Below are 19,575 nucleotides of genomic sequence, written 5' to 3'. Positions count from 1 at the left end.
CACATATTGAGCGCCTAACCCCTCTCGTGTGGATCACCTTACCCCACTCATCAATCCCACACAGTTGAAAAACCCCTTTTGCAATAAATACCAACACCAAGTATTTTAATATCTTTCATGGCCCTGCTCCTTTTTTTAAAAATAGAAACTCTATGTTGGCGCATTATAACGCCCTCTTTAAGGAGGGGCACTTTTCATTAGGTTACCTTAGTTATGGAGTTCTTTCGAGTAATTCGAATACTTTCTCTTTTTGAGCCACATACCCGATCGCTACAAGGTCTGGGTTCGTAAGGGAATACTTCTCCTTGTATCGCAATTCTTTCCGATTTACCCATCGCACCGCCCGCCTCGTTTAGAAGGTAATGACCTGCCCCTATCCCATTCACTGGTCTCGCTAAAGCGAGGCTAAAAATTGCCTTTTCCTTCCGCGATCCAACAAAATCTTAAAGAGCTGTTTAATCGAACAATCTCACAACCGGAGATAGCGTTAAATAACTCTGGTAGGCGAGCCTAAGTATTAGCCCAATAAAACAGAAAACAAATCTTTTTCCATTTTTCTTGTTTGAATAGGGGTTAGCGTTTCGTCGGCGACTTGCCTAAAAGCGCCGTTTCCAGGAGAGGCTAAGTCACATACCTCAAATACGGGCGCGTAAACCACGCCCATCACGGGTTCGTGCCGCTCAATTAAAACGATGTTAACTGTGAATTCATCGCGATTCTCGATAAATCCTTGCGTACCAATCTAAAGGATCTAATAACCAATATCGCTCCCTTTTCTGACGCACCGCATTAAATGGCAAATCTTGCCTTCTTCCGATAAAATGGAAATAGTCGGCGTTAACGCGGTTAGCCCTTTTTGAAGGATTTTATGCGCGGAAAGATCGGCTTCGGTAACCGGTGTGCGGTCTTCTTTTTACATGACACGTAGGTCTTGTTTAGACAATCCGAAATATTTCAAAATTTCACCGGCGGTTTTTTTGCTAATAAAACAAGGGATTTTAACCAATGATCGTCCACGTTGATCCCGCTCCACTAAAAATAAAACGACCACACTGCGCGCTTCATGAAATTCAGGATAGACAAGCAATTCTTCCATCTGGGAAAGCTTCCAAGGAATCACCTCTAACGGCTCAGGTCCATCACTAACCATCGTTTCGCGGTAAAGGTCTTTTGACAAAATAATGTCCATTTTAGAATGCAAATAGGCAGAAGAGGCGCTGTAAGCGGCAATGACCGACATATCGCCCGATCCGTATCCCACTTCTTCTTTCAACTCACGCTCAGCGGTAACTGAAATCTCTTCATCGCTCTCAATGAGCCTCTTTAGGAAGCCCAACACATGTTCATCCATACCCGCGCTATATTTGCATATCAGCAATACTATAACTTCATCCAACAAAGGGATAATCATAACAGTCCCAAACTCGCGCCCCGAATGCGTTCAAAATGACGCTTCTGCCCATTAGAAAAACACAAATGAAGAGCCCCTTGATATCAAACAACCCACTCTAGGTTAAGATAGCTCTGTTAAAAATAACGAGTTTTTTTCATGGTACTCCTGATATGCAATTTTATTATAACTAACTGTTGATGGAGGAGCTATGATAGTAGAATACGCCGATGTCGGCTATTCCGCGCTTAGTCTTTATATCCATATGCCGTGGTGCACTCGCAAATACCCCTATTGTGATTTCAATTCACACGCCTTACATCAAGATCTGCCTGAAGAAGCTTATATCGACGCCCTGATTGATGAGTTGAGACAGCAAATAGCTTTAATTGAAAAGCGTCCCATTCATAGTATCCCCATTGGTGGCAGAACTCCGAGCTTATCCCCCCCAATCGCTTATCAAAAATTATTTGAGGAAATAAAAAAGGAATCCCTCTTAAAAAAGGAGGTTGAAATTAGCCTAGAGGCGAATCCCGGCTCGGTGGAACAAACCAAATTTAGGAGCTATCGGGAAATCGGCATTAATCGCTTATCCATTGGCGTTCAAAGTTTTCAAAATGATAAATTAAAAATTTTAGGGCGCATTCATAGTGCAGAAGAGTCCAAGCAAGCGATTAAGATAGCAAAACAAGCGAATTTTGAAAATATTAATGTAGACTTGATGTTCGGTCTGCCGAATCAAAAAATTAACGAGGCTCTCGATGACTTACAAATAGCCATTGATTTAGAACCCACTCATCTTTCTTGGTACCAGTTAACGTTGGAGCCCAACACCTTTTTTTATAAATAGCCCCCTGCACTTCCTACGGAGGATTATATTTGGGAAATTCAGTCAAAAGGCCAAAAATTGTTGCGAAAATATGGGCTTGTCCACTATGAGGTTTCTGCTTACTGCCGCAACGGTCGCTTTTGCCAACACAATATCAACTATTGGGAATTTGGCGATTATCTCGGCCTCGGGCAGATGCGCACAGCAAATTAACGGCTCAGGGTAAAATTACCCGTTATTGGAACATTAAAAAACCCCGGTTTTACATGGACTCTAAAAAACCTTCAAGGAAGGCAGCCAACCCCTTTACCCTGATGAATTACCTCTTGAATTTATGATGAACGCGCTACGCTTGCAAAAGCCTATCTCGCTGGTACTCTTTACAAAACGAACGGGATTATCGCCTTCTGGAACGGGATTATCGCCTTCTGTTTTAGGGCGCTGGCTGGAGACAGCCGAAGAACACAACCTCCTCAAATCCGATAAACAATACGTGAGGCTCACCCCCTTAGCATCGTTTTTTAAATGAGGTATTGATTTTACTCTAATCAATCTTGAGATATCTCTTACAAGAGATCTAGTCTTTCTCTACTTCCTTTTCTCCCTACAATTGGCTATTATTTAGGCGCCGGACCTGAAATTGCCCCACGAAGGCAAAAGGAAAACTTCTCAGGGAAGCATGGGAAGGGATCTCGCAAGAGTCTTTAAGGAATGTTTGTGATAGTGTGGCGGGAATCGGTTACGGAAGATCGTTCCTGCCATTCTGTCGCAAATGTACGACTTAACCACACAAAACCCCAACACTTCATCCCAATTAATGTATCCCTGTATAGATAGCCGGCGAGCTTCAATCTCTAAAAAATCGTGCAAACGTGGGACTTCAGTGCACGGAGTGCGGTGCGCTGAAAGACAATAGGTTCCCGCCTGCAGAATGCCTAGGCGTCAACTTAAGCATAAACCCCTAATGGCTGTAAAGTTGATGCTTCTCTTTCATTCACCTTGTTCCTTTCAAAGCTTCTTAACACAAGGGGCCTCTATCATTACCCACCCGTGGTGAAGCGTGAAAAACTTAAAAACCCGTCGTCCTCCCGCGGGGGCATCTGCTGTATTAATTGAAGCATACAAAACCTTCACGGCCGAGTCGGGAGAATTCCGGCTAAAAGGCTAAGAAAAACACCGATGGTGCTTTTCTTAGCCTTTTAGCCGGGACTCCAGCCTGCGCGGGGATAACGAGGGGGCGAGAATGAGGAGTTCAAAATTAGAATTACGGCGTTAATTGTTATTTGCTATATTTTCTGATGGATCAATTCGGTAATTAAATGCGCAAAATTTTCCTTAAATTTACCATGCAATAAATGAATCCCAGATGGATAAGTATAAATTTTACAGCAATCATTTTCCCTACAAACTTCATTTAATTGTTCGCAAAAAATAGGTAAATCGTCCTTAGCAATAATTACTGAAAACGAGGGACACATCTTTTTAAAAAAAGCTCGACTATTATCATCCAGCTTAAGAATTTCCTTCACTACAGGCGTTGCGATATAAAGCAAATTTTTCATATTTTCGATATATACCGTGGCTGTTTTATCGGCGATGTTTTTGCCGGGAAATTCAGATCCGATCGCCGCATAATTACAATTTTTCCTCCACAGCGAATAGGTTATGCAATAAAACATTCAAAGGAAAACTATTCCCTTAATAAAAACGGCGGGTTGGTACAGGATAATCTGGCTATTTTTAGGCAATTGATTTTCTCGGGCAAGATTAATTAAAAACGCACCGCCATAGGAGTATCCCAAAATCACGACATGTTTATAATGAGACGATAATTTATTTATATAGGTTTTCAAATAATCACTTGTTAATTTATTATTATAATATTTCGAAACCGTTTTCAAATTTCTGCCTTCGTAGGGTAATCATGGGAGATAAACATCAACTTTAGCGTTAATTTTTTTATTATTAGCAATGTCACGAAATATATCTGGTGATCCCAAATAACTGTGGATAATAAGCAAAGCAGACAAATTGGAATGGGCGTGTTGAATAGGTTCCATCCCTTTAACGATTCCTTTCTCATTTCGTCCATAAAGCTGATTGACCACCCATTCCGCTTCCTTATCCAGAAAGATGAGCGATCAATAAAAAAATAAATAACAAAAGAAAAAACGCGGCGAGGAGCACGATCCCTACTTTTAGCGTTCGACTCATCAAATTTACAACCACCTCTTTTGAGCAGCACAGCGAGCCGCATACACATGGGAAGACACGCGACGAATTTCGGCGCCTAATTGCGCCAGTTTTTCTTCAATACATTCATACCCGCGATCAATGTGATAAATTCGATCGACAATGGTATTGCCACGGGCCATAAGCCCGGCGAGTACCAAACCAGCAGATGCCCGTAAATCCGTAGCCATCACCGGCGCACCCGTTAATTTTTCTTTGCCGCGAATAAAGGCTTTACTGCCTTGCAATTTAATATCTGCTCCCATTCGTTGCAATTCATGGGCGTGCATAAAGCGATTTTCAAAAATGGTTTCTGTTATAACAGCCTGACCTTCGGCCACGACATTAAGCGCCATAAACTGCGCTTGCATATCCGTTGGCATTTCCGGATAAGGTGCTGTCACGATATCGACAGCTTTAGCTCGGCGGCCCTGCATATCTAGATCCACCCAATTTCCCCCAATTTTAACGCGTGCACCCGCCTCGTGGAGTTTCTCTAAAACGGCACCTAACGTTTTAGGCAAAACATCTCTGATCCTCACATGCCCGCGTGTCATCGCTGCCGCCACGAGATAAGTGCCGGCTTCAATCCGATCCGGCAAAATGCTATAATTACCACCCGATAATCGATCAACTCCATCAATAACGATTGTATCGGTTCCTGCCCCCGAAATTCTAGCCCCCATTTTGTTAAGGAAATTGGCGAGATCCTGGGCCTCGGGTTCACAAGCGGCATTATGAATAATAGTTTGCCCTTCGGCCAAAGTGGCGGCCATAATGAGATTCTCTGTGCCTGTAACGGTAATCTTTCCCAAATTCAACTCAGCGCCTTTTAAACGACCTTCAACGGTCGCATGGATGAACCCATCTACTAACTCAATATCCGCCCCTAACGCCCGCATCCCATCGATATGAACGTCAACTGGGCGAGATCCAATCGCGCACCCCCCGGGCAAAGAAACTTCAGCCTTTCCAAAACGGGACAATAAAGGACCTAAAACAAGGATTGAAGCCCGCATGGTCTTTACTAATTCATAAGAAGCATGGACGTTTTGAATTTGCGAGCAACCTACCTCGATACTCATCCGCTCATCGATGGTAATTTGAGCCCCCATGCGCCCCAGCAATTCGATCATGGTAGTGACGTCGTTCAAATGAGGGATGTTACTTAAGAGGACGGGTTCTTCAATCAACAAAGTTGCCGCTAGGATAGGAAGGACAGCGTTTTTCGCACCGGATATGCGGATTGACCCATTTAAAGGCACTCCACCAACAATGATTAACTTATCCATAGTGTCATTTCATCCTTGATCTTAATATCATCATAATCCATCCACCAATTCATGCTAACCTTACCTAGAATTTTAGTGCTCATAAAATCCGGTGACTCTATTCATAATTTTGACTTATAATACCGAAACTCAAACATTGATTCATTATTTCTATGTCAAACAATCAGAATTTTTATACGTTAGGAAAAGCAGTCATCGCAACGGAATTGCGAGCGATTCAATCCTTGCATGCGCGCATTGATGAAAAGTTTATAACGGCTTGTAATACGCTCTTTAATTGTAAAGGACGTGTCGTTGTCCTCGGCGTTGGCAAATCGGGTCATATCGCCAAAAAAATTGCCGCCACGTTGGCAAGCACCGGTACGCCATCCTTTTACGTTCATCCTAGCGAGGCAAGCCATGGCGACATGGGGATGGTCACGCCGCAAGACGTCGCTCTCGCTATTTCCTATTCGGGGGAGACTCAAGAAATCATCAACCTTCTCCCCACGCTCAAACGGCTCGGTGTCGCCTTGATTGCCCTCACCGGAAAAATGCAATCCACATTAGCGCGGATCGCCGATACGGTTATCGACGTCAGCGTTGAGCAAGAAGCCTGTCCCCTCGGGCTGGCTCCGACGTCAAGTACAACGGCAATGCTCGTTATGGGAGATGCGCTAGCCATTGCTCTTCTGGAAGCCAGGGGTTTCACCGCCGACGACTTCGCCCGTGTCCATCCGGGAGGTTCTCTTGGTCGTCGCCTGTTGCTTCATATCGCTGATCTGATGCACCCTAAAGATAAAATGCCTATTGTCAAACCCGATTGCTTGTTGGACGAAGCGTTAGTTGAAATTACCAAAAAGAGTTTGGGCATGACCACGGTCGTTAGCGATTCCGGCCAATTATTGGGGGTTTTTACCGACGGTGATTTACGTCGCACTTTGGATAAGGGATACGATATTCATCGCACGCCTATTGAAAAAGTCATGACTAAAAATAGCATCACCGTTCCCCCTAAACTCTTAGCGGCTGAAGCCCTCAAAATGATGCAGCAGAACAAGATTACTTCGCTTGTGGTCGTGGATACCGACGCCTCTCCTGTGGGGGTTATCCATATGCACGACCTTTTGCGAGCCGGAGTTATCTAGGCATGCAAACAACGGCTGACCGACAAGAACGAGCCCGCCACATTAAATTATTAATCCTTGATGTCGATGGTGTTCTCACCGATGGCCGATTGCTCTATTCCCCGCGTGGAGAAATTTTAAAAGTTTTTCATGTACACGACGCTCTTGGAATCAAACAGTTATTAAAGGCGGGTATTGAAGTAGCAATTATAAGCAGCCGCAAAAGCAAAGCTGTTTCAAGACGAGCTACTGAATTAGGCATTCAGCACGTATTCCAGGGTCAACCCGACAAACGCATCGCTTTTAAAAAGCTACTAAGCCAACTAAAGCTCGATGAGAAGCAAGTCGCCTACGTCGGCGATGACCTGCCCGACTTACCAATTATGCAACAAGTCGGTCTCGCCATCGCAGTTGCCAACGCGCTTCCCGCTGTGCAACAACAAGCGCACTGGAAAACGCGCAAAGAAGGGGGGCAGGGCGCAGTACGAGAGGTCTGTGATTTTATTTTATCTTGCCTTGCCTTTGAGGATACAATGCAGTGATGGCACGAAATATGAAAATAAGTTTGTTATTAATCGTCGCTGCGTGCCTCTCTACATTGCTGATCCTTCGGACAACAACATCCGACGAACGGCCTTCCCAAGAGCAATTAAACCACCAGCCGAATGCTTTTATGCGCGATGTGAACTACTACCAATACGATGAGGAAGGGCTGCTGCATAGTCACCTGGCCTCTCCACTTATTATCCATTTTCCTTACCAGAATTCGTTTCAATTTACCCGCCCTCATTACCTTATTTACACGGATAAACGCATCCCTTGGAACATCACCGCCAATTCCGGAAAGAGTCAGCAAGGCATCAAACAGATCTATTTATGGGATCACGTAAAAGTCCACAAACCGCCACAGCCGACAAAGCCCGAAACGACCATTACCACTAGCACGCTAACCCTCTTCCCAGACCGCTCTTTTGCTAAAACAAACGATCCCGTTACTATTATTACCCAACCTAATGCAGTCATAAAAGCCACTGGAATGGCGTCTAATTTAAAAAAGGGATTAGTACATCTTTTATCGCATTCACGAGGTCTCTATGAAGTCGAGCCACCAGCGGGGAAAAACAATTCTTAGCCAAATAGCGCTTCTACTACTAACAGGGCTTCCCCTGTTAGCCATTGCTTTGTCCAGTGATCAGTTTAAACCTTACTACGTGCGTGCGATAGAAGTGATCTACCGTCGACCTGACCATATTACCCTCTATCACGGTGATGTTTACGCCACTCAAGGCACTACCTGGATCTCAGGCGACAAAGTGATCGTCTATCATAATCCGACCACTAATCGAATCATACGATTGAAAGCCATTGGCCACCCGGCGCATTACTCAACGATGCCCGATAATCAAAAAGCACGTTTATATGCAGAAGCTGAGACCATCCTCTATTTCCCAGCCAAAGCGCAGGTATTACTGATTAAAAACGCTCGCGTTACACAAAAACAAAATATCCTCACGGGGCCTCATATCTGGTATGATGTTAAAAAGCAAACCGTGATATCAACACTCCCTAATGGTAAAGGCAATACCACCGTGGTGATAGAACCGCAGTAACAATGATGGCTATTCTCAGCGCCAAACGATTACAAAAAAGTTATAAATCCCGTCCTGTAGTCAAAGACGTTTCATTAGCTATTAGCAATGAGGTCGTTGGCCTTCTCGGCCCCAATGGCGCCGGAAAAACAACGAGTTTTTATATGATTGTGGGCCTCATTACTCCTGAGAGCGGGGAAGTCTTTTTAGATGATCAAAATATTAGCTTTCAACCCATGCACAAACGAGCACGTTTAGGCATCGGGTATTTGCCTCAAGAAACGTCAATTTTCCGGAAACTGTCAGTCGCGCAAAATATCATGGCTATACTGCAACTGCGTAACGACCTTTCCAAACAACAACGTCAGGAAAAATGCGAATCATTAATGCAAGAATATCACGTTAACCATTTGCGTGATATTCCTGGTTACATTTTATCCGGCGGTGAAAAACGGCGTGTCGAAATTGCGCGCGCGCTTGCCATGGGCCCAAAATTTATTTTGCTGGACGAACCCTTTGCTGGCATTGATCCCATTTCTGTCATTGACATTAAACGAATTATTATTCAATTGCGTGAGCGTGGAATTGGAATTTTGATTACCGATCATAATGTTCGAGAAACCCTTGATATTTGCCAACGCGCTTATATTGTCAATGATGGTGCTATCATTGCCCACGGAACGCCTGGCGAAATATTGCGTAATAAAGACGTGCGAGCGGTTTATTTGGGGGATGAATTTGATTTAGGGCGGACCGCTGCTTACCTCTCCTAGCTTCTACACAAACTGGAGAGAATTGAGCGCTGAGGTTTACAAATTTTTTCCGAAAGTAAGTCAAAATATTTTTTCATAACAGTAAAGGAGAAACATCATGCATATTCAAATGACAGGCCAAGGGGTGGATATTTCACCCGCATTACGCGAACTCACTAAAAAAAAATTACACCGCATACAACCTTGTCGCGATGAAATTTCTAATATCCACATCATCTTCCATATTAATAAACTGAAAAAAATCGTCGATGCGAATGTTAAATTACCGGGAAGCACCATCAACGCGCAGGCAGAATCGGATGACATGTATAAAACAGTCGATTTGCTGATGCATAAATTAGAAAATCAACTTTCAAAGTACAAAGCCAAAAAAGGCGATCACCGCTAATGTCACTTCATCAAAGCCCCGAGAAACCCCCGGGGGCTCTCAAACAAACATGGCATGCGAATTTTCTCGTTATTGATAAAATGGGGGTTTTAATTACGGGGGAAGCGAATATCGGCAAAAGCGAGCTATCACTAGCGCTAATCGATCGTGGTCACCAACTAGTGTGTGATGACGTCGTGGACCTTAAACAGGAAAATAAACAATTAATGGGTTCTTGTCCGTCCGTCACAAACGGTTACATTCTAATCACGGGAATTGGCATTATCAATGTCCATAAATTATTTGGTCTCGACGCAGTCGTAAACCAACATGAAGTTCATTTATCAATCTCGCTCGTTAAACCAGAAAAAATGCCGCTGCTGGATGACCCCCTTAATCCTTTTTACCGAAGTGAAATTATTTTAGGTATCAACGTACCTAAAATCCTATTTCCTATCCATCCAAGAAGGAATTTACCTTTACTTATCGAAACATTGGTACGCAATCACCGTTTAAAAATTGAAGGGTATGGCTCCAGGCACCATTTCCACGATCATTTTTGAAAAGCAAGAAACAACTATGATTCAAAAAAGAATTAAAATTATCAACAAACTCGGCCTACACGCCCGCGCCGCCATAAAACTAACCAATTTGGCCTTCCGCTACCAAAGCGAAACGTGGGTGCGTTTCAAGGGCCGCAAAGTAAATGCTAAAAGCCTTATGTGTCTCATGGTCCTCGCTGCCAATCAAGGCGCTGAAATAGAATTAACTGTCTCCGGCGAAGATGAAAAAGAAGCGATGGAAGCCATCGAAAAGTTAATTAATGATAAATTCGGTGAAGAGGCTTAGACCTTAAACTATTCCCCTGCAACAGTCATTTGTTCTATCAATATGGAACCCGTTTTAATGTTGCCACGAGGGTCGATGTCATTACCGATGAGTTGGATTTGTTTGAACATGTCTTTGAGATTGCCAGCAATGGTGATTTCTTCTACAGGATATTGAATTTCACCGTTTTCTATCCAGAAACCAAAAACGCCCCGTGAATAATTGCCGGTAACGAGGTTAACACCTTGCCCCATGAGTTCTGTCACTAATAATCCGCGTTGCATTTCTTTCAACAAAGCAGTTAAATTTTTATCGCCGGTCGTGATAAATAAATTATAAACTCCGCCTGAATTTCCCGTTGTTTCCATCGCTAATTTTTTCGCTGAATAGGTTCCTAACACGTAATGGGTTAACACGCCATTTTCAACAAAATTTATTTTTCGTGTTTTGACACCACTTTCATCAAACGGTGTACTGCCAATTTCGCCTGGCAAATGGGGATCTTGATGAATAGAAACGAATTCAGGGAAAATTTGTTGATGCAATTGATTTTGCAAAAACGAAGTGCCGCGGTATAAATTAGAGCCGCTAATTACCGAAATAAATGACCTTAACAAACTTCTAGCAATCGGCGCATTAAAAATAACAGGGCATTGGCGCGTCGACAATCGCCTCGCGCCAAGGCGGCGAATGGTTTTTTCTGCGGCTTGTTTAGCAATCGTTTTGATAGATGACAATTTTTTTGGGTCTCTGGCTAACGTATAATCATGATCACGTTGCATGAAGCGATCTCGTTCGGCAATTAGCCCACAACCAAGCGTATGCCACGTTAAAGGATAATACCCCAAAAATCCATGAGAATTACCGTATATAGTGAAAATGCGATAGGTCGATAAATTCGCCCCTTCGGACTGCTTAATTTGGGGGTCATGATTTCTTGCCAGTGCCTCACATTCAATGGCTAAGTTAATCGCTTGCTTCGGCGTAATATTCCACGGATGGGAAAGCGCCAAGTCGGGATAATCCCTCGCCATTTGACTCGCATCTGCTAATCCCGCACAAGAATCCTCCTGAGTGAACTGAGTCATCGCTGACGCTTTTTCAAAAGCCCTTTCTATTCCTTCTAATGACAAATCCGAGGTGCTGGCATTACCGGTGCGCTGTTGATGATAAACAGTAATATCCATTAAATTCTTACGGTGATGTTCAAGTGTTTCCACATCACCAAGGCGGACATTAACTGAAAAACCCGTTTCTATTGTCGCGCTAATTTCAATTTGATCAACGCGTTTTTTTTCTCGCTCTAAAAGATGAAAAACATTAGCTTGCAATTGTTTTTGTTTATCTAACATGAAATAAACTAATGAGCTCGGGAATCCCGATCCTCTTTACGCGATTTATTGAATGATGTTTTTATCGGCGGCTCTTTTACGGGGGCTTTAATTTCCGGTATACGTGTGAGCGCTAATTCAAACACTTGATCGATCCATTTGACAGGATGGATTTTTAAACCGCGTGTTACGATGGATGGAATTTCTTTTAATTCACGTTTATTTTCTTCGGGAATGATAACGTGTTTAATATTACCCCGCAATGCTGCCAGCAATTTTTCTTTAAATCCACCAATCGGCAAAACCTCGCCTCGTAAAGTAATTTCCCCCGTCATGGCAATATCAGCACGCGCAGGGATTCGCGTAATTGCCGACACCAACGCGGTGCACATGCCAATCCCCGCGCTGGGGCCATCTTTTGGTGTGGCGCCTTCGGGGACATGGATATGAAAATCGTGCGATTGGAAATAATCTTCCGAAACACCGAGTGTCGAACCCCGGCTTCGTACGACCGTTGTGGCCGCATGAATGGACTCTTGCATCACATCACCCAATCGCCCCGTATGCAATGATTTTCCTTTTCCCGGCATCACCTGCGCTTCTATCGTTAATAACTCACCACCAAATTCTGTCCAGGCTAAACCAGTCACTTGACCGATTTGATCTTTTTCTTCAGCAAGGCCAAAACGATGACGTTTCAGTCCCAAATATTTTTCAAGATTGCGAATAGTGATTTTACGCTGCTTGATTAATTTCGCTTTTTTACCCTGTTTCAACTCTTCTTTCAACGTCAAAATTTCTTTGACCACTTTGCGAGAAAGCTTTGCTATTTCTCTTTCTAAAGCTCGGACACCGGCTTCACGCGTGTAATAGCGAATAATTTCGTAAATAGCGCCGTCAGAAATATGAATTTCGCATTTCTTTAATCCCGTTTGCTTCATTTGACGCGGAATCAAGTAACGTTTAGCAATATTTAATTTCTCTTCTTCGGTATAACCGGCTAATCGAATAACTTCCATTCGATCTAAGAGAGGCGGCGGTATGTTGAGCGAGTTCGCAGTGGCAATAAACATTACGTCAGACAAATCGTAATCGACTTCTAAATAATGATCACTAAAGGCGTTGTTTTGCTCAGGGTCAAGCACTTCTAGCAAGGCCGCGGCGGGATCGCCACGAAAATCAGCGGCTATTTTATCAACTTCGTCCAACATAAAAATTGGATTACGGACGCCAGCCTTTCCCATCTTCTGAATAACTTTACCTGGTAAAGCGCCTATATAAGTGCGACGATGGCCCCGAATTTCTGCTTCATCGTGAATACCGCCTAATGAAATGCGTACAAACTTACGACCGGTTGCATTAGCAATGGATTGGCCCAATGACGTTTTACCCACACCGGGCGGTCCCACTAAACATAAAATAGGACCTTTTAATTTTCGCACACGCTGCTGAACAGCTAAATATTCGATAATGCGTTGCTTAACTTCTTCTAATCCATAATGGTCCGTCTCTAAAATTTCTTGAGCCTGTTTTAGATCCTTGCTGATTTTGCTACGCAATTTCCAGGGCACCTGCAACAACCAATCCAAATAATTCCGGCTCACAGTAGCTTCAGCCGACATAGGCGGCATCATTTTTAACTTATTCAACTCGCCCATCGCTTTTTCTTTGGCTTCTTCTGGCATCCCTGCTTTTTCAATTTTTTCAAGTAACTGCTGTTGCTCATCCACAGGCCTGCTTTCTTCGAGCTCACCGAGTTCTTGTTGAATCGCTTTAATTTTTTCACTCAAATAATATTGGCGTTGACTTTTCTCGACTTGTTGACGTACCCGACCCTGCACCCGCTTTTCGACTTCGACTAAATCCAATTCTTCCGCTAATAAGCCTTGTAGTAATTCAAGACGTTTTTTAACAGCAATTGTTTCCAGTATTTTTTGTCGCGCATCCAATTTAACAGTTATATGTGCCGCTATGCTATCCGTCAAATGTCCAGGGTCTTCAATGCTGGCCAAGGAAGGCAAAAGTTCAGGAGGAATTTTTTTATTGATTTTTGTTAATTTTTCAAACTGACCCAACACAGTGCGAACTAATGCTTTGATATCAGTTCCACCGCCTTTACTCTTCTCTTCTTCTAAAAGTTCAACTGTGGCACTCAGATAATTTTCTTTTTTCTCTAATCGCAATAACTTCGCTCGTTCCAAACCTTCAACCAAAACTTTAACTGTTCCATCAGGCAATCGTAACAATTGTAAAATAATGGCAATAGAACCGACCTCGTGAAGATCTTTTTGTTCGGGGGAATCTCTATTGGGATCTTTTTGGGCGACAAGGTAAATCCGTTTATCGCCTTCCATTGCAACTTCAAGCGCTTTAACTGATTCTGCACGACCAACAAATAATGGGATTACCATGTGAGGAAAAACAACGACATCACGTAAAGGGAGTAATGGTAATTCCAATTTTTTAATGGTTAGTTCAGTCATGGTGTTCCTTAAATTATTCTTGAGCCACCTTACGAGAAGTTTTTTCATGATGATAAATAAAAATAGGCGGCGAAGCCTGATGAATAACCCCACTATCGATCACGACTTTTTTTAATCCGGCGGCTACCGCAGGAAGATCGTACATTAAATCCAGCAAGGTATGTTCCACAATTGAGCGCAACCCGCGCGCACCCGTTTTTTGTTGAATAGCCCGCTTTGCAATTGCCTTTAACGCATCTTCTCGAAAATCTATTTCCACACCTTCAAATTCAAACAGTTTGCGATATTGCTTAACCAATGCATTTTTAGGCTCAGTCAAAATGCGCATTAATACATCTTCATCCAATTCTTCCAATGTGGTGATGATAGGCAATCGGCCCACAAACTCGGGGATGAGACCATATTTAATTAAATCGCCCGGTTCTGTTTGTTTAATTAATTTGGAAGCTTCTCGAGAAAAATCTTCTTTCGGACGAACTTCCGCAGCAAAACCGATACCGCTTTTATCCGTACGCCGTTGAATAATTTTATGAAGATCCGCGAAAGCGCCGCCGCAAATAAATAAAATATTAGAAGTATCCACTTGCAAATATTCTTGTTGTGGATGTTTTCTGCCCCCTTGCGGTGGTATTGAGGCAACTGTTCCTTCAATTAATTTCAACAAAGCTTGCTGCACACCCTCGCCAGAAACATCGCGCGTTAAGGAGGGGCTGTCCGTCTTACGAGCAATCTTATCGATTTCATCAATATAAATAATACCGCTTTTTGCTTTTCCCACATCGTAATTGCATTTTTGCAACAATTTTTGAATGATATTTTCGACGTCTTCACCAACATAACCTGCTTCCGTCAGAGTGGTGGCGTCAGCAATCGCAAAAGGAACATCTAAAATTTTTGCTAATGTCTGTGCTAATAATGTTTTTCCTGACCCTGTTGGTCCAATCAGCAATATATTACTTTTACTAATTTCAACACTATCTCTCTTCGTTTGATTACCTAACCGCTTGTAATGATTGTAAACGGCGACTGATAATACTTTTTTTGCAAATTCCTGTCCGATGACATATTCATCTAACATTCGGTGAATTTCTTGGGGAGTAAGTAATTTTTTTTGCGCACCTCCTGCTTGAGCTATTTCTTCCTCGCGAATAATATCATTGCATAAATCGACACATTCGTTGCAAACAAAAACAGCCGGACCTGCGATCAATTTTCGGACTTGGTGTTGGCTTTTGCCGCAGAACGAACAATGCAAAATTTGCAACTTCTCATCACTACTCATTAAATTTCACCTCGCTTATATATATAGCAAATTGGGACAGAGCTTATTTATTTCAATACTAGGGGCGTTGTGTAAATATAGAATCGATTAAACCATATTCCACCGCTTCTTCGGGCGTTAAAAAATAATCGCGATTGGTGTCCTTTTCTACTCTTTCGATATCTTTACCTGTGTGCTTTGCTAAAATCTGATTTAATTGATCACTCACCCGCTGCGTTTGTTTTGCGTGAATTTGAATGTCCGTTCCTTGACCTTGATAACCCCCTAATACCTGATGAATCATCACCGATGAATGAGGAAGGCAATGACGTTTACCCTTAGCTCCTCCAGCCAGTAATAAGGCACCGGCGCTCGCCGCCTGCCCGATACACAATGTTCGTACATCAGGTTTAACAAATTGCATGGTGTCATAAACTGCCATCGCTGAGGTTACGGCCCCTCCGGGGGAGTTGATATATAAATTAATATCCTTGCTAGGATTTTCAGACTCCAGAAACAGCATTTGCGCAATAGCCAGGTTAGCCATGTGGTCTTCCACCTGCCCTACCAAAAAAATAATCCGGTCTTTCAAAAGACGCGAATAAATATCATAGGCTCGCTCGCCGTGCGAAGTTTGCTCGACAACCATAGGAACTAAAACGCTCATTATTCCACCTTATTGCTGTATTTGTTTAACTACCTCTTCGTAGAGAATCGCTTGATCTTTCACTTCAAGTTCACTGATTAACTGAGCAACTGCTTGGTCTTCAAGAACAGCCGATTCGATCTCCGAGAGCATTTGCTTATTACTATAATACCAGGAAATCACCCTCTCTGGGTCCTGACAAGAAGCAGCCATTTCTTCTACCCGTGCTCGCAGTTGCTCGGGATCTGCCTTAATTTTGTGCTGTTTGACGACTTCGGCCAGTAATAACCCCAACTTCACTCGTTTGGTCGCTTGTTCCCGATAGGGATCTCGTGGCAGTTCCATCTTTTTCGCTTCCTCCGGCTTATGAGTTTGCATTGCCACTTGCTGGCGTGTCATCTGTTGAAGATGGCCAATTTCCGCTTCTACTAGCGATTCTGGTACTTCAATGGAATTACGTTCGATAAGTTTATCTAACACAGCCATTTTAAGCTTATTTTCTGTATTATGGCGAACTTCTTTTTCCATGTTTGTTCTGATTTTTTGGCGAAGGGCTTCTAAACCGCCTTCTTTAATGCCCATCCTCTCAGCAAACTGCTCATCAACCACAGGGAGCTCAGGAGCCATGACCTTTTGCAGAGTAATGTTAAACACAGCTGCTTTGCCAGCGAGATCCTTACTGGAATAATCAGGCGGGAAGGTAACGTTTAACGCTTTACTCTCACCCGGTTTCATGCCCTCGATACCTTCTTCGAAGCCGGCGATCATGTACTTTGAGCCCAATTCTAATTGGAAATCCTTGGCCCTGCTGCGTTCAAACGGCCTCCCATCCAACATGCCTTCAAAGTCGATAATCACGCGATCGTCTGCCTTTGCAGGGCGATCCACTTCTTTCCACTCTGCGTACCGTTTGCGCAGAGCCTCCAGCATTTTATCGAGGTCTTCTTTGGTAATTTCGACCTGCATTCGCTCTATCGTCTCTCCAGCGAGCGATTGGAGAATAATTTCGGGATAAACTTCAAGGTTAACGACGTATTTAAAAGGTTCCCCACGAAGTATTCTGTCCATTTCGATGTCAGGCGCTCCAGCCACTCGCAATTGGTTTTCCTCAACCGCTTCGCGCAAGCTGGATTGGATCAGCTCGCTACCAACTTCTTGAAGAATGGCCTTGCCGTAAAGCTTCTCAACCACGGCGGGAGAAGCTTTCCCAGGCCGAAATTTAGGTATCTTCGCGGTTCGAGCCACCTTAATTAAACGGCTTTTATAGGCTTTACTCACTTCCTCAGCCGGTACTGTAATTGTTAATCGTTGCTTTAATCCACCTAACTTTTCTATCGATGACATAAAATTTCTCCACTTTCTTTCGTGGTGCGAGAGGAGAGACTCGAACTCTCACAGGCTAACCTACTGGAACCTAAATCCAGCGCGTCTACCAATTCCGCCACTCTCGCAGTAATTTCATAGAGTTAAGGGGCCTATTGAACACCAAATACCGTATCGACTCAACCCTCGTCCTGTAATAATAGCGATAGTCTGACCTTCCTGCTTTTCACAAGAACAATGCCGTTTCTATCAATCCTGTGTCGTGGATGTGGTTCATATTTGTACTATCATAGATCCCTGCTCACATCCTAATGGAGACTTGAATGCGACGAAAGAACTTACTCAATATCTTTTCCGTTATTTTTTTAAGTACGCTAACCACCCTCGCCTGGGCAGATATGGCAGTGAGTAAACGGGTTGATCGCTACGGTTTTTTACAAAAGGTCCTCCTTCAATCAAAGGATGTCTCTTTTCGAGTGAATACGTACGGTTACTTAGAATCGGTTACGTCCAATGACCCCAAACAGGAGGCATTGATCCGTCTTGGTAAGATCATTTGAAAAGAATAAGTACCGCCATCCACTCAGAAATTGTCCATTAAATACTATCCCGCGTCGGCGCCTAATGGAAATGGCGGTAAAATCGCTGCAGCTAACGGCATTCAGGTGAGTTATTATCCCTGCGCCTCTGCGACCTATTTCTCGAATGCCCATTCTTAGGGGCAGAAATTCTCTGCGAATAATAACAGCCTACCTTTTGTCATTAACCCCCACTATCGAAGCACTTGTTCGAGTGCTTCCAGCAACGGCGGGAAAGTCCGACGGATCGGTGACATCAACTTTAGCTATTATCCTTTTTCCACCTTTTCTTCCAACGGGGTAAATTACAGCGCGTCGGTAATACGGTGATTACTTATTTTCCTCAAAACAGTTTTCAAGGAAAGGGTGGGCAATTGAAAAATTTTAACGCAAAGCAAAAACCCGCGGGGAATAAACTTAAAAATCGTTATCCGTCATTTCTGATTCATACAGAAATTTAATTGTCTGAACTAGCGCTAGGGCTCCCTGGATAGCTTTACTAATGCGTTTTTGATTGCTGTCTATACGGGCGGCGTTTCATCGCCCATAATAGGCGAGGATTGAGCTGGCTTTAATACGCTCAGCGGGCTCTCGATACTGTTTGGAATTTCGATAACCGTATAAGTGTGCTAAAAAAATAATAGCGCTTTCCATTTCGGAAGCGAGCACACCTATCTCCTTCAAGTGCTGCATATATTCTGCGTTTTCTTTCAAGTGCGACACACCAAATTCACGCACATACAAAGAATCTTTCGTGTGAACGATACCCGCCCCATGAGTGCGACTCTAAATTCAATGCCTTAGCTCCTGAAAGGGCTGCATTAAGCATAGAATGGAGGCAAGCGCCGGATAACTGATGTCCACATAACAGCGCGAAGTATATTCATCCCAAGCGGCTCCCGTAGCAATTACGACATCTCCGGTTTTGATCCATTGTGTTGCAAAGAACCGGCGGTTCCTGTTCGTAAAAAACGTTTTGTACCTAAATAAATAAGTTCATTCAAAATAAATGTCAGTACTAGGGCAGCCCATCCCTATTGAAATAGCTGCCATATCAATCGCATGATCTTTGTGCGGTATCCTCCCCAGATAGAGATCATGCCCGCGGATAGCTTTTCGTCTGAAGTTGATCAAAAGGTTGACCTACCTGCCTGGCCCGCTCTTGGAAACCGAAAAGAATAACATAACATCCAATACCTGCGTTTTCCTCAAAATCCCGTTTATCACCATTCAAATAGAGCGGAAATGTTTCCTTTTTATGCATATCGACGCCCTCTAAAAAAAGAAATACTATCGTAATCACTATTGCTATGGAAAAGCTAACTTTTTTTGTTATTTTCTCATCATTCTGCGAAGAAGCGCGCAGACGAAAGTCTAAGCGTACTTTTAGCGTGCTGCAAACGGCGTGCGCTGGGTCCCCGCCTGCGCGGGGACGACAAGGAAGCGGGGATCTCGGGTTTAAATTTTTAGTCTCTCTATACATGACGAAAGGAGTTCAGTTGATGAAATAGTGAGAAAAGCTGCTGAGTGTTGAGTAGAATTTCTGA

General features: G+C 43.4%; 14 protein-coding genes, 1 tRNA gene and 8 pseudogenes. 10 read left to right on the top strand and 13 right to left on the bottom strand.

Features of this window, described 5'->3' with window-relative positions; genetic code table 11:
* The 3 pseudogenes from OWO34_RS03605 to nudE all read right to left on the bottom strand — a co-directional run.
* A pseudogene (locus OWO34_RS03605) lies at positions 1 to 119 on the bottom strand (IS110 family transposase); the annotation flags it as partial.
* A gap of 92 nt (positions 120 to 211) precedes the next feature.
* Positions 212 to 1,017, bottom strand: a pseudogene (locus OWO34_RS03600) (3'(2'),5'-bisphosphate nucleotidase CysQ family protein).
* Positions 1,010 to 1,569, bottom strand: a pseudogene (gene nudE, locus OWO34_RS03595) (ADP compounds hydrolase NudE); the annotation flags it as partial. The pseudogenes OWO34_RS03600 and nudE, both read right to left, overlap by 8 nt.
* Before the next feature lie 51 nt (positions 1,570 to 1,620).
* Between nudE and hemW the strand changes: the two are divergent.
* Positions 1,621 to 2,767, top strand: a pseudogene (hemW, locus tag OWO34_RS03590) (radical SAM family heme chaperone HemW).
* 121 nt (positions 2,768 to 2,888) lie between these two features.
* Here the strand turns inward: hemW and OWO34_RS03585 are convergent.
* From OWO34_RS03585 to murA, 3 genes and pseudogenes are all read right to left on the bottom strand, one after another.
* Positions 2,889 to 3,096, bottom strand: a pseudogene (locus OWO34_RS03585) (hypothetical protein); the annotation flags it as partial.
* Between the two features lie 409 nt (positions 3,097 to 3,505).
* A pseudogene (locus OWO34_RS03580) lies at positions 3,506 to 4,436 on the bottom strand (alpha/beta hydrolase).
* Positions 4,437 to 4,438: 2 nt separating this feature from the next.
* On the bottom strand, positions 4,439 to 5,743 hold the full coding sequence (murA, locus tag OWO34_RS03575) for a UDP-N-acetylglucosamine 1-carboxyvinyltransferase (RefSeq protein ID WP_267256582.1): 1,305 nt from the start codon (positions 5,741 to 5,743) through the stop codon (positions 4,439 to 4,441).
* Positions 5,744 to 5,895: 152 nt separating this feature from the next.
* Between murA and OWO34_RS03570 the strand changes: the two genes are divergently transcribed.
* From OWO34_RS03570 to OWO34_RS03535, 8 genes are all read left to right on the top strand, one after another.
* Positions 5,896 to 6,870 carry a KpsF/GutQ family sugar-phosphate isomerase gene (locus OWO34_RS03570; protein ID WP_267256581.1) on the top strand — a complete coding sequence of 325 codons (975 nt, stop codon included), beginning with the start codon at positions 5,896 to 5,898 and terminating at the stop codon, positions 6,868 to 6,870.
* A 2-nt stretch (positions 6,871 to 6,872) separates the two neighbouring features.
* Positions 6,873 to 7,391 (top strand): 3-deoxy-manno-octulosonate-8-phosphatase KdsC, encoded by a 519-nt coding sequence (gene kdsC, locus OWO34_RS03565; RefSeq protein WP_267256580.1) that lies wholly within the window; start codon positions 6,873 to 6,875, stop codon positions 7,389 to 7,391.
* Entirely contained in the window at positions 7,391 to 7,981 is a 591-nt protein-coding gene (gene lptC / locus OWO34_RS03560) for an LPS export ABC transporter periplasmic protein LptC (protein ID WP_267256584.1), read from the top strand. Before kdsC ends, lptC begins: the two co-directional genes overlap by 1 nt.
* Positions 7,944 to 8,459: a lipopolysaccharide transport periplasmic protein LptA gene (lptA, locus tag OWO34_RS03555; RefSeq protein WP_267256579.1), complete on the top strand. Its 516-nt coding sequence runs from the start codon at positions 7,944 to 7,946 to the stop codon at positions 8,457 to 8,459. Before lptC ends, lptA begins: the two co-directional genes overlap by 38 nt.
* A 5-nt stretch (positions 8,460 to 8,464) precedes the next feature.
* Entirely contained in the window at positions 8,465 to 9,211 is a 747-nt protein-coding gene (gene lptB, locus OWO34_RS03550) for an LPS export ABC transporter ATP-binding protein (protein WP_267256583.1), read from the top strand.
* Positions 9,212 to 9,308: 97 nt separating this feature from the next.
* On the top strand, positions 9,309 to 9,599 hold the full coding sequence (gene hpf, locus OWO34_RS03545) for a ribosome hibernation-promoting factor, HPF/YfiA family (RefSeq protein WP_267256578.1): 291 nt from the start codon (positions 9,309 to 9,311) through the stop codon (positions 9,597 to 9,599).
* The gene (locus OWO34_RS03540) at positions 9,599 to 10,141 is read left to right on the top strand and encodes an HPr kinase/phosphorylase-related protein (RefSeq protein ID WP_267256577.1); all 543 of its coding nucleotides are present in this window, start codon (positions 9,599 to 9,601) and stop codon (positions 10,139 to 10,141) included. The genes hpf and OWO34_RS03540 overlap by 1 nt, the downstream gene beginning before the upstream one ends.
* Before the next feature lie 16 nt (positions 10,142 to 10,157).
* Positions 10,158 to 10,427 (top strand): HPr family phosphocarrier protein, encoded by a 270-nt coding sequence (locus tag OWO34_RS03535; RefSeq protein ID WP_267256576.1) that lies wholly within the window; start codon positions 10,158 to 10,160, stop codon positions 10,425 to 10,427.
* An 8-nt stretch (positions 10,428 to 10,435) separates the two neighbouring features.
* Here OWO34_RS03535 and pmbA read toward each other — a convergent pair whose 3' ends face one another.
* From pmbA to OWO34_RS03505, 6 genes are all read right to left on the bottom strand, one after another.
* Entirely contained in the window at positions 10,436 to 11,758 is a 1,323-nt protein-coding gene (gene pmbA / locus OWO34_RS03530; protein WP_267256575.1) for a metalloprotease PmbA, read from the bottom strand.
* Between the two features lie 8 nt (positions 11,759 to 11,766).
* A complete protein-coding gene (gene lon, locus OWO34_RS03525) occupies positions 11,767 to 14,220 on the bottom strand; it encodes an endopeptidase La (RefSeq protein WP_267256574.1) in 2,454 nt (817 codons plus the stop codon).
* A 13-nt stretch (positions 14,221 to 14,233) separates the two neighbouring features.
* Positions 14,234 to 15,502 (bottom strand): ATP-dependent Clp protease ATP-binding subunit ClpX, encoded by a 1,269-nt coding sequence (gene clpX, locus OWO34_RS03520; protein WP_267256573.1) that lies wholly within the window; start codon positions 15,500 to 15,502, stop codon positions 14,234 to 14,236.
* A 58-nt stretch (positions 15,503 to 15,560) separates the two neighbouring features.
* On the bottom strand, positions 15,561 to 16,148 hold the full coding sequence (gene clpP / locus OWO34_RS03515) for an ATP-dependent Clp endopeptidase proteolytic subunit ClpP (RefSeq protein ID WP_267256572.1): 588 nt from the start codon (positions 16,146 to 16,148) through the stop codon (positions 15,561 to 15,563).
* 9 nt (positions 16,149 to 16,157) lie between these two features.
* Positions 16,158 to 17,471 carry a trigger factor gene (tig, locus tag OWO34_RS03510; protein WP_267256571.1) on the bottom strand — a complete coding sequence of 438 codons (1,314 nt, stop codon included), beginning with the start codon at positions 17,469 to 17,471 and terminating at the stop codon, positions 16,158 to 16,160.
* Positions 17,472 to 17,493: 22 nt separating this feature from the next.
* Positions 17,494 to 17,578 (bottom strand) — tRNA-Leu (locus OWO34_RS03505).
* 195 nt (positions 17,579 to 17,773) lie between these two features.
* Here OWO34_RS03505 and OWO34_RS03500 point away from each other — a divergent pair.
* A pseudogene (locus OWO34_RS03500) lies at positions 17,774 to 18,423 on the top strand (hypothetical protein); the annotation flags it as partial.
* A 22-nt stretch (positions 18,424 to 18,445) separates the two neighbouring features.
* Here the strand turns inward: OWO34_RS03500 and OWO34_RS03495 are convergent.
* Positions 18,446 to 19,292, bottom strand: a pseudogene (locus OWO34_RS03495) (phosphorylase family protein).
* Positions 19,293 to 19,575: the final 283 nt, after the last annotated feature.

Origin of the sequence: Coxiella endosymbiont of Ornithodoros maritimus, assembly GCF_907164965.1 — a bacterium.
Classification (GTDB): domain Bacteria; phylum Pseudomonadota; class Gammaproteobacteria; order Coxiellales; family Coxiellaceae; genus Coxiella.
Note: the sequence above shows the minus strand (reverse complement) of the source record. Positions and strands in the feature narration are given on the sequence as shown.